The organism is Planococcus chinensis, from assembly GCF_042681545.1.
Classification (GTDB): domain Bacteria; phylum Bacillota; class Bacilli; order Bacillales_A; family Planococcaceae; genus Planococcus; species Planococcus chinensis.
Window position 1 is genome coordinate 192,627 of record NZ_JBHUFW010000002.1, and the last position, 16,308, is coordinate 208,934.

At 37.6% G+C, this 16,308-nt stretch carries 9 protein-coding genes; 8 read left to right on the forward strand and 1 reads right to left on the reverse strand.

Features of this window, described 5'->3' with window-relative positions; translation table 11 throughout:
- Positions 1–29 precede the first annotated feature (29 nt).
- The gene (locus ACFSDB_RS00960) at positions 30–1,481 is read left to right on the forward strand and encodes an MBOAT family O-acyltransferase (protein ID WP_377338787.1); all 1,452 of its coding nucleotides are present in this window, start codon (positions 30–32) and stop codon (positions 1,479–1,481) included.
- A gap of 69 nt (positions 1,482–1,550) precedes the next feature.
- The gene (locus ACFSDB_RS00965; RefSeq protein ID WP_204891508.1) at positions 1,551–2,456 is read left to right on the forward strand and encodes a hypothetical protein; all 906 of its coding nucleotides are present in this window, start codon (positions 1,551–1,553) and stop codon (positions 2,454–2,456) included.
- Between the two features lie 263 nt (positions 2,457–2,719).
- On the opposite strand, the gene ACFSDB_RS00970 is transcribed toward ACFSDB_RS00965, so the two are convergent.
- Positions 2,720–3,157 (reverse strand): hypothetical protein, encoded by a 438-nt coding sequence (locus ACFSDB_RS00970; RefSeq protein WP_204891507.1) that lies wholly within the window; start codon positions 3,155–3,157, stop codon positions 2,720–2,722.
- Positions 3,158–3,337: 180 nt separating this feature from the next.
- Between ACFSDB_RS00970 and ACFSDB_RS00975 the strand changes: the two genes are divergently transcribed.
- From ACFSDB_RS00975 to ACFSDB_RS01000, 6 genes are all read left to right on the forward strand, one after another.
- Complete coding sequence (locus ACFSDB_RS00975) at positions 3,338–3,742, forward strand: (deoxy)nucleoside triphosphate pyrophosphohydrolase (protein ID WP_204891506.1); 405 nt, start codon at positions 3,338–3,340, stop codon at positions 3,740–3,742.
- Between the two features lie 7 nt (positions 3,743–3,749).
- A complete protein-coding gene (locus tag ACFSDB_RS00980) occupies positions 3,750–6,641 on the forward strand; it encodes a DEAD/DEAH box helicase (RefSeq protein WP_204891505.1) in 2,892 nt (963 codons plus the stop codon).
- A 288-nt stretch (positions 6,642–6,929) separates the two neighbouring features.
- The gene (locus ACFSDB_RS00985; RefSeq protein ID WP_204891504.1) at positions 6,930–8,690 is read left to right on the forward strand and encodes a hypothetical protein; all 1,761 of its coding nucleotides are present in this window, start codon (positions 6,930–6,932) and stop codon (positions 8,688–8,690) included.
- Positions 8,691–8,709: 19 nt separating this feature from the next.
- Positions 8,710–10,242 carry a hypothetical protein gene (locus ACFSDB_RS00990; protein ID WP_204891503.1) on the forward strand — a complete coding sequence of 511 codons (1,533 nt, stop codon included), beginning with the start codon at positions 8,710–8,712 and terminating at the stop codon, positions 10,240–10,242.
- A gap of 5 nt (positions 10,243–10,247) precedes the next feature.
- Complete coding sequence (locus ACFSDB_RS00995; protein ID WP_377338793.1) at positions 10,248–15,479, forward strand: ATP-binding protein; 5,232 nt, start codon at positions 10,248–10,250, stop codon at positions 15,477–15,479.
- A 2-nt stretch (positions 15,480–15,481) separates the two neighbouring features.
- On the forward strand, positions 15,482–16,303 hold the full coding sequence (locus tag ACFSDB_RS01000) for a DUF4007 family protein (RefSeq protein ID WP_204891502.1): 822 nt from the start codon (positions 15,482–15,484) through the stop codon (positions 16,301–16,303).
- Positions 16,304–16,308 lie beyond the last annotated feature (5 nt).

The window sequence follows — 16,308 nt, forward strand, 5'->3', positions numbered from 1 at the left end:
CTTAAGTTTACTTTTTATCAGGTGATCCTATGAGCTTCATATCAATTGAGTTTCTCCTGTTTTTCACAGCCGTCGTTTTTGCGTATTACCTGATCCCGCATCGGTGGAGATGGGTGCTGTTGCTGGCAGCAAGTTACGGTTTTTACGCTTCTTTGAGCAGCTACTTTGTCGTGCTGCTGCTGGCAAGCACCGTTTTCACTTATGTTGCGGGAAGGATTATTGAGAAACAGGAAACGAAGGAACAGAAGAAAAAAGCCATGCTGGTGGGCATTTGCGTCTTATTGTTTTGTCTCGGCTGGTTTAAATACTTTAATTTTGTAAACGATTCCGTTCGGGCAATCTCGGCATACCTGAATTGGAACTATGCCGTACCGTACCAGGAAATTGTTCTGCCATTAGCCATTTCTTTTTATACATTCCAGGCAGTCAGTTATCTGGTGGACATCTACAAAGGAAAGCAAAAAGCGGAGCGGCATTACGGCTATTTTTCCATCTATTTTGCGTTTTTCCCGCAACTGGTTGCGGGGCCGATTGAACGTGCGAAGAAACTGCTTCCGCAATTCAAAGTGGAACAGACGCTGGACTATGAAAACATAAGCTATGGAATGAAGCGGATCGCTTGGGGTTTTTTTAAGAAGACCTTGATTGCAGACCGGCTGGCGCCGATTGTGGCAGATGTGTTCGACAGCCCTGACCCGACCGGTTCGCAAATCGTCCTGGGGACGATTCTCTTCTCGATCCAATTGTACGCCGATTTTTCCGCACTCAGCGACATTGCCATCGGCTGTGCCAGGATGCTGGGGATCAAACTGACGGAAAACTTCAAGCAGCCGCATTTTGCCGTGTCGATCGGGGATTTCTGGAACAGATGGCACATTACGCTTTCTGCGTGGCTCCGGGATTATATCTTTGTTCCGTTATGCAAAGGGAAAAAGAAGAGAAGCGAAATTTATTTAGCCATTGTGATCACGTTTTTGATCAGCGGCATTTGGCACGGAGCCGCTTGGACGTTTGTGTTATGGGGGCTCATCCACGGATTCTACCGCGTTTTTGGCGACCATACGAAACACGTCCGCGGGAAGATGGCGTCCTTTAGCCGTTTGGATAGGAATCCCTCGCTGCATAAATGGGTGAAGATCGCCATCACGTTCCTGCTGGTATGCTTTTCCCGGGTGTTTTTCCGGTCAGATTCCGTTGCAGAAGCATTTGAAAATGCCGAGCTGTTCTTGACGTTCAGCTCGTGGAGCCCATTCGGAATTCTGGAGGCAGCTGAAATGTTTTCGCTGCTGGATTTCGTGATCTTCGGCTTTTTCTTTGTCATTGTCCAGCTGTTTCATTACATCGAACGAAAAAATACGTCCACCTGGACCTGGCTGTCGCAGCGTCCGGCATTCGCCCGATATGCAGTTTATGTGTTGATCCTTGTCTCCATCCTGGTATTCGGTGTTTCAGGTGAGGGGTTCATCTATGGGGGCTTTTAATCGAAATGCAAATTGCGCGGGCGATTCAACAAGTTTGGCAACAGAAGTACTGCATCGAAAGGATTTGCTATGGGCCGTTTATTCATTAAGTTAACAATCATCATCGGGATGGCTTTCCTGCTGTTTATCCCGGTCAATAAATTTGTCGGGGATTCGTATGATTACAACATCAACCATGACATCCTGGCGTTCAAGAAGGATCCCCATCCCGTAGATATCATCAATCTGGGGGCATCGCATTCCATGTACGGGTATTATTTCAAGCCGACCGGCCTCTCCCATCTGGACTTGGCCCTTCCTGCACAGACGCTTCAATACGACTTTAAATTGCTGAAAGAATATGGCGAGTATCTTAAAAGGGATGGCGTTGTCATCATTTCCATTTCGCAGATGACTTTCGCAAATTTCGAAGTTCTGGACATCGGAAATTATTATGAAATTTTGGATCATAGCGAAATTGAACCGTTCCGGCTGCTGGATTATTACCGTTACATGTATTTGCCGGGGGCAAATGGGAAGAGTGTCAACGCTGCGCTCTCAGGCACGTTGAAAAGCTATAGATGGGATTCCCATCAGCCCTGGGCAAACGACGGCAAAAACTATGCGGAACGAAAGTATAAACACGTAGAAGCCCAATATAGAGAAGCAACTAAAAAAAATTACGTTGAACAAAATGTGAAGCAGCTGAAGGAAATGCTGGAGTATTGCAAAGCGAAAGGCTACAAAGTCGTCCTCACCATGGAGCCGGTGCATCAGTCTTATCAAGAACATTTCGATGAAGACGTGATGAATCGGCTGGTTTTCCAGTACTTGAACACGCTTGAAATCGATGCCCCTTTTTTAAATTACATGAATGATCCACGATTCGGAGACAATAAAGACCTTTTTCTCGATTCCGACCATTTGAACAGCGACGGGAGAAAGAAATATTCCTGGATCGTTTACGAGGAGCTTAAGAAGTTGGGGTATTTCTAAGTGGTTTCAATTACGATTTACTATCTCATATTTGGAAGCTGAACCCTGTTCACGATAAGTGAACAGGGTTCTTATTATTATAGGGAATAAAGAATCGTTGCAGTTTACAAATAGTCGGAAGGTTATAATACGCAGATTGAAAAAGAATTGAGAGAATTTCGGTCAATAGTTAACGTTCCTGAAAGTATACTGAAGAATAACCGTAGATATACTAAGAAAGCGCATCAGGAAAGTCCTGATGCGCTCTTTATCTAAAAGAAGATTTAAGCTCTTTTATTCAATAAGTCTTGTAATTGTTTTACGGAAAACTCTGTCACTGGATAAGGTTTCGAAGGATTTTGCTGATTGATGATGTAATGAGTGGAGTTTGAAAATTTGATATTGAATTTCCAATGCGGGCGACCGGAACTTGGAAGAACGTAAAAGTCTGCCGGCATCATTTCACGGATAAAACGGTCAAGATCGGCGACCAATAGCTTGTCAAAAAAACGCACGATTAAAAAGCCTTTGTATGGCTTTTCCTGGTAGCGCTCAACATTTACCTTGCTCAAATCAAACCAATTGTGCTGGTTTTGAGCAGAAGGAGACAGTACAAACAGTCGCCCTCGGAGGAAAATCGATGTATTAGAAAGCTGCCTCAAGTTTAAATCGTGTGTTAGCACATGCTTATTCACGCTCATCGAACTTTGCTTATCCGTCATTTCCAGTGCCCCTTTCAAGTAAGGGTAGAAATCCCTTTAAAAAACGCGTAGATTATAACTAGATGGAAGATATTAGTATAGATCTAATTATAAGATAACTTCAATTAAATGTAACTAAAGGAATAAAATGATCATATAAGAATAAGAAGAATAAATAAGTAGAAAAGCGAGGAGACAACTATGAAGAAAAACATCCATGTCGTAGGCGCGGTCATAATGGATAGCGAAAAAATTCTCTGTGCGCAGCGCGGAACAGAAAAAGCTTTGCCTGGACTATGGGAGTTTCCAGGTGGCAAGATCGAACAAGGGGAATCACCGCAAGCGGCGTTGCAGCGAGAGATTCAAGAAGAAATGCATTGTGAAATTGAGATTGGAGAACAAGTGGAGCACACGGTCCATGAATACGATTTTGGCATTGTTCATCTAACGACGTTCTACTGCACCTTGCTTAATGGCAAACCGGTATTAACCGAACACATTGCGATCAAATGGTTAAAGCCAAATGAGTTAGAAGGGCTCCAATGGGCACCAGCAGATATCCCGGCGATCGAAAAAATAGCGCGCACATTTGTTGCACAAAGGTAGGAAGCATATGAATGTACTCCAAAATCTACAAGAATCACTGTACAAAGGCTTTATCGATCAAGCGCAGCACAGTGGAGAGCGTTTCAAACCGACGCTTCTCGTCAATAACGCTTCAGAAAATGTGTTAAACACCTTACTCGAAGAACTCGATCATTGTCAGTCTTTCTTGTTTTCTGTGGCCTTCGTCACCGAAAGTGGATTAGCAACGCTGAAATCGCATTTCTTAGACTTGAATCGAAAAGGCATCAAAGGCCGTATCTTAACATCGACATTCCTGAACTTCAATCAACCCAAGGTCTTTAAAGAGCTCTTGAAAATATCGAACGTTGAAGTACGGTTGGCCAATAAAAAAGGATTTCATTCCAAAGGATATATCTTTAACCACGACACGCACCATTCTTTAATTGTCGGGAGTTCAAATCTCACAGCAAACGCGCTGAAAGTAAATTACGAATGGAACGTCAAACTGACTTCTCTTGAAAACGGAGAAATCGTTAATCACTTTAATGAGCAATTTGAAGATGTTTGGGAAAGCTCGATTCCGCTGACGGAAGAATGGATCGTGCATTACGAAAATACATACGTCCCAGTTCAATACAGTGGAGAAGCAAATACTGTTACCGAGTTTCCAGGAGTTTATCAACCCAATGCGATTGAAGAAGCGTTAAAAATCACGCCGAATAAAATGCAAGTAGCAGCGCTTCAAGAAATTCAAACCGTGCGCGAAGCAGGCAATGACAAAGGCTTAGTGATTTCCGCTACGGGAACCGGAAAAACGTACTTATCTGCTTTTGATGTGCGCAGTTTTGCGCCTAAGCGCATGCTGTTTATCGTTCACCGCGAACAAATTTTGCAAAAAGCCAAATCAGACTTTGTTCAAATTCTAGGAGGCGTAGAAAGTGACTTTGGCATTTTGTCTGGTTCTTCTAGACAAACAAACGCCCGTTATCTATTCGCGACGATCCAAACGATCTCAAAAGAAGAGACGTTGCGTCAATTGGCTCCCGAAGCTTTCGACTATATTTTGATCGATGAAGTGCATAAAGCCGGAGCGAAATCCTATCAGAAGGTCATTGACCATTTCACACCGAAATTTTTGATGGGCATGACAGCGACTCCTGAACGAACGGACGATTTTAATATCTACGAGCTTTTTGACTACAACATCGCTTACGAAATCCGCTTGCAGGAAGCACTCGAAGAAGACATGCTTTGCCCGTTTCATTATTTTGGCGTGACCGATATGGAGTACGAAGAAGGCGTAATTGACGAAACTACGCTGTTTTCAAAACTCGTGACCCAAGAGCGCGTCAACCACATTCTGCAAAAGATCGATTACTACGGGCATTCTGGTGAAAGCGTTAGAGGCTTGATGTTCTGCAGCCGAAAAGAAGAAGCGGAGAAATTGTCCCTCGCGTTGAATGGGAGGGGCTTGCGTACCGTGGCGCTGACTGGCGATCACTCTCAAGAGGAGCGGATCCGCCAAGTTGAGCGCTTAGAAAACGGGCTGCTCGACTATATCCTAACCGTAGATATTTTCAATGAAGGAATTGATATTCCAAGCGTTAACCAAGTGGTGATGCTGCGCCAAACGCAATCAAGCATTATCTTTATTCAACAGCTCGGCCGCGGCCTGCGGAAGCACAACTCAAAAGAATACGTTACCATCATAGATTTTATTGGAAACTATAAAAACAATTACCTGATTCCTATCGCGTTATCAGGTGACCGCTCGCAAAACAAAGACAACATCCGGCGCCACATGAAAGACACCAGTTATATTAAAGGCGTCTCTACCGTGAACTTTGAAGAAATCGCAAAGAACCGTGTGTTTAATGCCATTAGCAGGAGCAACCTCACCGATTTGAAATTGCTGAGAGAAGCATATGTGGAATTGAAAAACAGAATTGGGGAAGTACCGAGACTGCACGACTTCCTTATTCACAATTCGATTGATCCGCTGGTAATTGTTCAAAAACACGTTACGTATTATCGTTTCTTATTGCGTTTAAAAGAAATTGAAGAAGTTTTGTCCATCTACGAAGAGCAAGTGCTGACAATGCTTTCGCAAGAAGTTTTAAACGGAAAGCGGAAGCATGAAATTCTCTTGCTCGACCGACTCCTCAAAGAAGAGCGAGTTTCAAAAGAGAGCTATCTGCTTCAATTGCGAGAAGCAGGCTGCACAAGGGACGAAGAAACCATTCGGTCTGTCGAACGCATTTTAGACCTGTCCTTTTTCAACTCGGGTCCGCAAAAGAAATACGGGAACCGACCAATCGTCGTGTTGGATCAGCACGGAGATTATACGTTTAATGAGGAAATGGCCGCGCGAATAAAATCAAACCATCACTTCCAGGAAATGCTTAGAGATTTAGTGGATACGGCTATGGCGTTGAGCGAAGCGTATTCCTGCGAAAAAGCCTTAACGCTTTATAAAAAATACACCAGAAAAGATACATGCAGACTGCTAAACTGGCATAGTGATGAAAGTTCAACGATGTATGGCTATAAAACGAAACACGGCGCCTGTCCAATCTTTGTCACGTATCACAAAAACGAAGAAGTTGAGTCGAGCGTGGCCTACACCGAAGGATTTGTGAACCCAGAAGTCTTCAAGTGGTCGACCCGAAGCAATCGCACGCTCGCGTCTGAAGAAGTGCAAAAAATCATCCAAGCAAAAGAACTAGGGATCGATCTGCATCTATTCGTCAAAAAAGACGACGATGAAGGAACGGACTTTTATTACCTTGGGGAAGTCACGCCTGATAAAAATGCAATAGAGCAGAGCACGATGAGTGATAAGAATGGAAAAGAGATTCCGGTAGTTCATATGCATTTGGTAATGGAGAAGAGTTTGGAGAGCAAGCTCTATCACTATATATCTAACGAAGTAAGTTGATGACAAATAAAACTTACAAAAGGATGTTTCAAAGCACATTAATTGGCTATTGAGATATTCTTTTTTTAAAATTGATCGATTAATATCGAGAATAATAAAGGAATTTCATCATAATTAAATATAGAAATAACTTAAAAAGTGCCCTTTGGAAATAATAATAATCAAAATAAATCAAAATATTTTTTGTCTAATTCCCAATTGTTGTTATTTTATAATGAATGAAATGGTAAAATAGCATTATTACGTGTAATTAATTATGAAATAATACGGGATAAAGAGGTGCTCTAAATGACTAATCCTTACATACAATATCTTAAATCAATGAACAACGCGAGTAGTGCTAATGATAATGCTATAGCAGAGTCGCAAATAACAAGCCAGTATTACGATCATATCCGTATAGAAAGAGAATTAGGAGCTTATTTAATTAACACTATAAAAGAGAAACCATCTTTAATTCTTCTTACTGGGCATGCTGGCGATGGAAAAACAGGCTTATTACATCAAATCTTAAGAACCTTAAATATTATTCAGCCACAAGATAATTTGAAAATCAAAGATGTTCACTATGTTAAAGAATTGTCTAGTTCCTTATTATATGTAAAAGATATGAGTGAATTAACTTTGAACGAGCAAATAGCTTTTCTTAGAGAAGGATTTGAAGTTAAGGAACAAGGCGGATCTGCAATTATCATCTCGAATACCGGTCCTTTAATCGAAGCATTTAAGGAATATGAAAAAACCATATCAAGTGATGCTGACTTAGATGCTATTGAGATGGATATTCTGAAAATGATGGACAACAACGGCGGGGAAGCTGAATTAATTGGGCAGCATGAAGTTGTGTTGATTAATTTAGCGAGGATAGATAACACAGGTTTAGTGCCTAAATTATTCGAAAAAATTCTTCAACCGAACCTATGGTCACCTTGTCAGACATGCAGTGTCGCAGGAAGTTGTCCAATATATAATAACTACAATACTATCCAAGCGAATAAAGAATCCGTAACAACTTTCATTGAAGCTTTCTATAGATGGTTGTATGAAACTGATAAACGATTGACTATACGTCAAATTCTAGCGCATTTAACTTATTCCATTACGGGAAATTTAGATTGCGGAACATTAAGCACTAAAAAAACAGAAGACAATTTATTCAACTATCATTTTGCCAATTTGTTTTTCGGCTTTATTGGCACGAAAAGTTCCAGCGATGCTTTGAAGATTAAGGCAATCCAAGAAATCAAATCGTTACGTATAGATGAGAAAGAACTTCCACATAATTACGATATATTTGTAAGAAACGATTTTTCAAAACTGAAAAAGGAAGTCCATCATCTGACGAAAAAGTTCTGGCTTAATGAAATGCGTTTTTATAATATAAGCTCAAGTAATCTACATTCGGATGAAAAACCTTATCTCTTGAGAAAAGCTATGAGAAGAATGCAAGTGCTATTTGGAGAATATACACATAATGAACGAGAAGTGTTATTAGCAAAAGTCTTTGTTCCGGTTTTTCCCAAGTATCTCAAAATGAGAGAAGAACCTCTTAAGAAAAGAGAACTTCGTATTTTAGAACAAATGGTCATTCGGGCACTTAATGTCATCTTAGTCGGCAATACCGAAGGTTTGAAAACTGAAGGTGTGTTGTATCTTCCGCTGAAAAGGAACGATCAAGGAGCACAGAATGTCCAGCTTTTATTAGGTAAGATGGAGACGAACGAAATCTCAATTGTTCAGGAAGTAGTGAAATCGAAATTTGATAAGGAGGTTAGCTTTTATCAAATTGAACTCAAGTTTTCAAAAATTAAAGAAAGTTTTCCACTTTCCTTATTGCTGCTGGATTACTTTGATAATGTTGCTAGAGGTTCTGTCTCCACTAAGTTAAATCCTTCATTGACACATGGAGTGGACAAAATGAAAGCGAAAATTTATAAAACTTATAAATTCGATAATAAGAACGAAGAAATAAAAATTTTAGTTCAAACTTTACAAGGCCCTTTATTAATGAATATTGAACTTGAAGAAGATTCTTTATACGTTGAATAAGATATTGGAGGAGATAAAATTGGTAACAGAATATCCACCGTTGAACGACCTGAAAACATATGAAAAAAATCCTCAAATTCAAATATATGGACAAAGACTTTTTAAAGACCAAACCCTTTATGAATATTTATTAGAATTCTTGGTCGTCTTCATTTCTAAGAAAGGTGATTCGCAATATAGTGATGCGGATGAAGGATTTTCCTTTTTTGTGCCTATTAATGGGAAAAAATTAACGTATTTCCCTGCTCCCAAAATTGGGTTGAAAAGATTCGTTTTCTTCAATCATAGCGATCAAGAAAAACGATTTGCGATTGATAAGTCTGCCTTAAATGCACACCGAAGTCATTTAGAATCTCTTATTGATTTGAATGGAAATAAAACTATGCCGAAGCAACTAGTGTTAGAAGTCCTGCAAGATTTATTATATGGATTTAATGCAGTGACCGGTAAACGCTCTTGGTTTGCACAATCTCTATTGCCATTAGCTCCGGAAATGATTTTTTGTGAAGCAATTGGAAGTAAAAGTGTACGGATGAAACTATCGGAATTTGAAGAAGATGGTACTGAAAACATGTGGACTAAAATTGATAAAAAATTTAATTTTGATCAGCATGCGTTTATGGCAAGAGGTGGAGAAGTATATTACTTACATGTGGCTCAAGCGCTTCAAAATGCAGCTCCAGATTGTAAACAGTCAATAACGGTTGGTATAAAAGAAATGATTAATGGTATTGAACAACTTAGTCAAATATCAAAGTTCATTCAAAATCAATGGGAAGAAATAGTGGATAATCCGAAAGAGAATGACTTGAATTTTCATTACATTAGGAAGACTGCTGAATTTATACCGAGTACTTATGCCAAAAGAGGCGATTCTACAGTAGAGGAAATTCATAATCTTATTCATTGTGAATTAGATCCCTTTGAAAAAATAAAGCTTTTTGGAACTCTAATTGCTATGCAAATTATTCGTTTAATGACATTACAAGCAACTGAAACGATTAAGGCTGAGGATTCACAGGAGTGGCTAATCGATTTAACAAACGACTCCAAGAGTCCTATCCGTAAAATTGCGGTAAATTCTTATCGGGAATTAGAGGAAAATGTATTTAGAGCCGTGCACCATGCTGACATAAAAAGTTATTTGGATAAAAATTCAAAGATGACAGAAACAAAAGCACTAGATGCAGCTGCAAAAGATACAAATTTATTAGTCCGCCGATTGGCAAAAGATATTAATCTTGTTGTTCCAAACAAAGGGCCAAATATGCGTTTTAGTTTGGATGAAAATTTAGTGAAGGTACTAGTTTTAACTTTAATCGCACCTGGAGAAAGACTACTATTCTCTACATTTTTAAAGAAATGCTACGAGCATTTTAAAATTATTATTGGTTCAAAGGAAGCGTCACAACATTTTCATGAACGAGAAATGACTCATTTAGTGGATTTCGATGAAAATGAAGCCGCGTTCCAACAATTACTGAAAGACTGTGGTTTTTTAAGAAACTTATCTGATGCTACATCAATCGTTGAAAATCCGTTTAAAGGGTGAATGCAATGCAAGAATATGTTAAAGAATTAACAAAAATTGTAAACGGAAAAAATAGTGAAGTTCAAAATGCTTCTTTCTTTAGAATTGATCACATTAGTAATCCTGCTATTTATTTAGAATTAGCGAATTCCTTGAAAAAGAATAACGACCAAATAATTATTAAATTGTCTCAAGAAAAGTATGAAGAATTTATTCGAGAAAACAAATTTGGAGAGATACTCCATCATTTGAAGGAAAAAAACTTTATCAGTGACAGTCAACGCTTAACAAAATGGCGTAATGCCTTTGCCGAAGAAAAGAAAACAATCATTCTACTGGGGACAGAGAGCGTGCAAGATAAAGGTGGATTGGCAGATTTTTATTCCATTACCCCTAAGGATATTGAAAAATCTTTAAACGGTAATTATGCGAAATGGTTTGATGGAATAATTGATATTGAAAACAAAGCTCAAGCAGATTTAGTTAATAGTATGTTCGAAGTGATTTTTAAGTTAACACCTATAGATTTATTGCAAGTAAGTGAAATTGTTGAAGATGTAAAAGTTGAAGGGATTACGGAAGCTTCGGAATTGCTTCAATTTGTTTTAAGAAACTTATGGAGCTACTTTGAGTTGCCTAATATCAAAACGGTAGAAGCAAAGGCGATTAGTAAGATGGCTAACACTAAAAAATTGCCTCTTTTAGAAAGTGCAGCTAAGTTCATCCGAAGAGAAGAATATAAAGATGGGTTCAGTCCAAGTAAAGAGAAAAAGTTGATACAAAAATTCGAGAAATTTGCTACGACCGAGGATTTCGAATTCTACAAACATGATATCGAGGAGAAGTTTAATTCTTATGAAAACCTCCGGAAAAAAGCTTTGAATTTTGCTAAAGGTATTAATGTACAACAACTAAGAGAAGAAATGGGTAAGTTTGATTTCTTTATATTAAATAAAATTTTAGGAGTTAAAACGAAAGAGCCCGGGGGTGATCCAGCACCTCTTAAAGTAAGGGCGATTAAAGGAAATCCTTTGCATGCTTTCTCGATGATGGTGATTGATTATATCCAAGAGGCTAAAAAAGAAGAAGAGATTGTTGAAGGAAGCAAACTGATAATTGATGTGCAGCAAATATCTTTAGCTGAGGGGACGGTTAGCGAAGATCAGGTAAACCGTTGGAAAGAACTGTGTATCGCAGTAAAAGGAATTAATGAATATTTAAACGATGAATTAAATAACCTTGTCAATATTGAATATTTAAACCAAGAAGATATTTTTGATTTTAATAATTTTAATAACCCTGTTATTGGATTTGCCTCCACACAGGTAAAAGTTTCTAAAATATATTTCCACTTACAAATTGAAGGTTTTGAAGCACTGGAGTATATGTGGTCTTTTAGCCCTTATGATTACTGGCTTCAATCGTTTTCCTATCTATCAATATTAGAGGAACAGCTTGAAGGAAATGATATGTTATTGCCTGTTTTTAGCTCAGATAATTTGGGGAATTTATTATCTAGCACGGACACGACTTCTTTCCATTTTCAAATAAAAGAACATGAAATTTTAGCAAATGATATATTAACGATCCTAAAACATTTACAACCAATAGAGGGGATATTGTTTGGGAAGTTGCTTCGCTTAAGAGAGCCTTTTGTTAATTTTCTGCATTATATAAAACAAGAAGGATTTTATAAATCCATAAATACAAATTATAGCAATGCAGCAGCGATATTTGTAAATAAATATATCGAAGTTATGAAAGAAATTTACGAAAATATTGGACAGATGAAGCAGGTAGAAAAGGATAGTCTTTATTTAGTATCAAATTTATTTTGCATTGTTGCAAAAGAAGATGTAAGTGCTACTGTCGGTAAGATTGAAGGTGCTATTATCCCTCCGTTCCATCCTGCAATGCTTGAAAAAATAATAGATCAACAAGCATATCAAAGAAAAGGGATGGCTGAAGCAGTAAAAGAAAGTCTTACCGCTGATGCAATGCCTTCAACAAAATTGAAAGCGAAATTTGAAAAACTTGAGAGACAGTCAACCATTATATCAGGAGTAGACACTATATTAAGCGCAGATAGTTTAAGTCGAATTCCTTCACATGTTTTAGGGTATTTCGCCATACATGGATCTCATAGTAAAACCACGATTCTTGATAGTTCCAGTCTGTTGGATGTGAATTTGTCAGGTGGGGAAGAGAGCAATGAAGATGATACAGCTTCGAACTCTGCAAAGGCAAAATTAATTCAATCTCATATTCATCAGTATATTAATACTTTTCCGGCGAATATAGATTCACTTTCAATTGGATTCGTTAACTTTGATCAGTTGCAGCCGGTAATTGAGGGTTTGCACGAATTCATTGGTAACTATAAAAACTCGCCCCATGGAGTTAATCTCCGACTTGATATATTATCATCAAAAACTAATTATAAAGCTAAAAACTACATGAGCATGTGGTTGGACAGTGTATTTACTGAAGATGATAATATTACAATTCAAACTTACTTTAATAAATTTGATCCAAGAAATATGAATAGTATCGAAGAAATTATTGATGGAACACAGTATGATTTATTATTCATTGAAAATCTCATGGTAACAAAAGAAATTAAGTATGAAAAAACTGGGGAACAAACTATAAAGCCTGGGGATACCCGTTTCCCTATGGTATTTCATCCAATGCCTGTAAGAAATGACGAGACCATTAGAAATGTCTCTATAAGTCAAAAGCAATTCCAGGCATCTTTTGCGCATTCTCAATTAATATTCTGGATTGAACATCCTTTTAGTGAAAAACAATTATATAGGGTTGAAAAGGTGTTGGGTCTTGAAGCTTCTATTAAAGATATGCTTCAACGTTTGCATAAAAATTCTCAATGGGTAATTTCACTTGATACAGGACTTGATAAATCGATATTTGAGAAAGAACATATTATCAGCTTTGCTACAGGTGAAGGTGCATTTGGTGAGTTAAATGTTGCGATTTCAGCTTCTGCAAATATGAAAAAAGATATTGCATTAAGGCTAAAAAATCGTTTGAAGGCACTTTTCACTTCTTGGAATGTGAATATGTGTGAGGAATCTGCTAAGTATATCTTAGATTCTTCTTCTGCTCTAGACGGGATAAAAGTACTGAAGGCTCTTAATCCTCGGGATTATGAAATTCACAGCTTCTTGTCCGGAATTTTAGCAGTAAAAACGTTAGATATTGATTCTCCTAAAAATCAAACAATCTTGAAAAGCTTTATCTCTTTAGATTCTTATAGTCACTGGTTTAGCAATGAACCTAATCGTCCTGACTATTTACTTCTTGAAATTGAAAAAGATGGTTTAAATGAAGAGAAGCTCATTATAAAAGCAAATTTAGTAGAGTGTAAAATGGGCAAAGAAAATCAAGTGCATATTGATAAAGGTACTCTTCAGCTGAAAAACAGTCTCAAATTTTTAGGTAAGGTATTCAATGGGGAGTCAACTGCAAATGATCGACGATATTGGTACGCTCAATTATACAGGTTGTTAGCATTTTCACCGGTCCATATTACAGACGATCAAATTACTAAAGGTGCTTTAAATCGTAACCTCTTGAAAATCCTTGATGGAGAGTTCAAAATCATTTGGGATGCAACTCTTCTTACTTATTGGTTAGACCATAATCAAGAAGAGGTATCAAATGCAGAAATACTGTTAGAAGATAGCAATGTGAAAATTAATCATAAAGCGTATGGTCAACTCTATATTCAATCACAATTGTTACCGCAAAAAGAAAGACAGGAAATTGAGTTCATTGCTCCGATAACTAAGGAATTTGATGCTTTTGCAGATGATAAGGAAAACTATGAAGAGATTATAAAAAATCTTGATGACAATGATTTATTTTTAAAAGAATATGAAGTAATTGATGTTAAAACGCCTCAGCTAGTTCCAGGGAATACAACAACGGAAGTTGGCAAAGATTTTTATAAAAGTGTGGCGGAAAAAATTAATCAAAACTCTTCTCAAGCAGCAGAAAATCAGAAAGAAATGAAAAAGGATGACGATTCATTAATAGATGACTCAAAAGAACAACAAAAACCTGAAGCAGTAATCGAAGAAATAGAAGAACCAGAAGAACCAGGTCAAAGCCTAGAGTCGATAAGAGTATTGTTAGGCGAAGACAGCCGCACAAAGAAAAAAATATATTGGGAATACGGCCATCCTAAACTCGAAAATCGCCACATTTTAATTTCAGGGAAATCAGGAGTAGGAAAAACCTATTTCATGCAATGTTTGTTATTGGAGTTAGCTAATAACAATATTTCGAGCCTGATTTTCGACTATACGGACGGTTTTAAGAAAAGTAAGTTGGAACCTGAATTTAAAGATTCTTTGGGAGATCGGATAAATCAATTCCATGTTCAAAAAGAAGGTTTTCCGGTAAATCCATTCAAAAAGAATTTGAAAGAAATTGATGAAGATGAATTTATGGAAGAAACAGATATTGATGTAGCAGAACGTATTCGAAGTGTATTTAGCGCCGTCTATCCAGGGATGGGAGATCAGCAGGCAAATGCTATATACCGTGCAACTTATAATGGGTTAAAGAAATACGGCGACAAAATGAGCCTTCAGTACTTGAAAGTTGAATTGGAAAACGATAACTCTGCTAATGCAAAAACCGTTCTATCAAAAATTGAACCTTTGATTGATCGCAATCCGTTCAATATGGAAAAAGAATATGATTGGGAAGAACATCGCACAAAAGACGGTATTGTTTTTGTTGTTCAACTGTCAGGATTTGTACGGGAAGTACAATTAATTGTTACAGAATTTATTCTATGGGATCTATGGAACTTCAATTTGTCTCATGGGGATAAATCCAAACCATTCCCTGTAATTTTAGATGAAGCCCAAAACTTAGATCACTCTGAAAAGTCTCCAAGCGCTAAAATCTTGACGGAAGGCAGAAAGTTCGGATGGTCTGGCTGGTATGCAACCCAATTCATGCAGGGGCAAATGGCGAAAGATGAAATTCGTCGTTTACAAAATGCGGGACAAAAAGTTTACTTCTCTCCGCCGGAATCGGAAATAAATGATATGGCAAGCTTTTTAAGTACAGATGCTTCAGAACGAAAAGAATGGGCAAACAAATTATCTAAGATTGGCAAGGGCCAATGCATAGTTTCGGGACCAATGCTGAAAGAAAACGGGGAATTACAATATGGAAGACCTGCAATAATAGATGTTACCCCATTGAAAGAAAGGGTTTAAAAATGAAATATCAGTTAAATTTCCATCAAACATTTGCACCTGAAACAGAAGCGCTCGCACAATTGTTGCGAGTAGCTTCTTCTAATCATGAATATCTTTCAAAAGAAGAACTTTCTTCACTCACAATGATTCCAACTGGAGAAAAGTCAGGTAAAGTAGTACCGCATATTTATTATTCAAAGGCCATGGGGTTAGTTGATTTCGACAAAAAAGATAACAAGTATTCCCTATCATTGACAGCTTTAGGAGATGTTATTTATCAAGAGGATCCATTTTTGACTGAGGATTTATCGAAAATTATTTGCCATTACGAAATGTCTAACAAATATGCTCCTACTTTATTATGGTCATATTTGTTTAACCAGTATATTCCTGTCAGCGGAGATGCATTTTCGCAAAATAGTTTCTCTAATGCAGTTACTCGGGAGTTTGATAGCTCAAAAGTTAACTTGTCTCCATTGAGATCTTTTTATACTGCTGAAAGGTCATTTGCAAGTTTAAATTTTTTATCTATAGAAAATGATGAGTTTATTATTTCAGCTCATCCTATAAATAGGGTTTATCGGTTTGTTTATGCCTATTTTCTTTTAAAAAATTGGGAAATACATTTGCCCACACAATCCGAAATAACTTTTACAGAACTTACCGATACTTTAGGTTTTGGAAATCCATTTGTTTGGAATGAACATACTGTGATGGAGGTATTAGAACTCCTGCAGGATCAGGGAGTGATCGTCGTTAATAGACAATTGTCTCCAATTACTATTATTAAGCAAGTTTCTTCTGATTATTGTTTAAGTAAACTATATAACTTTTTAATCTAAGCGAA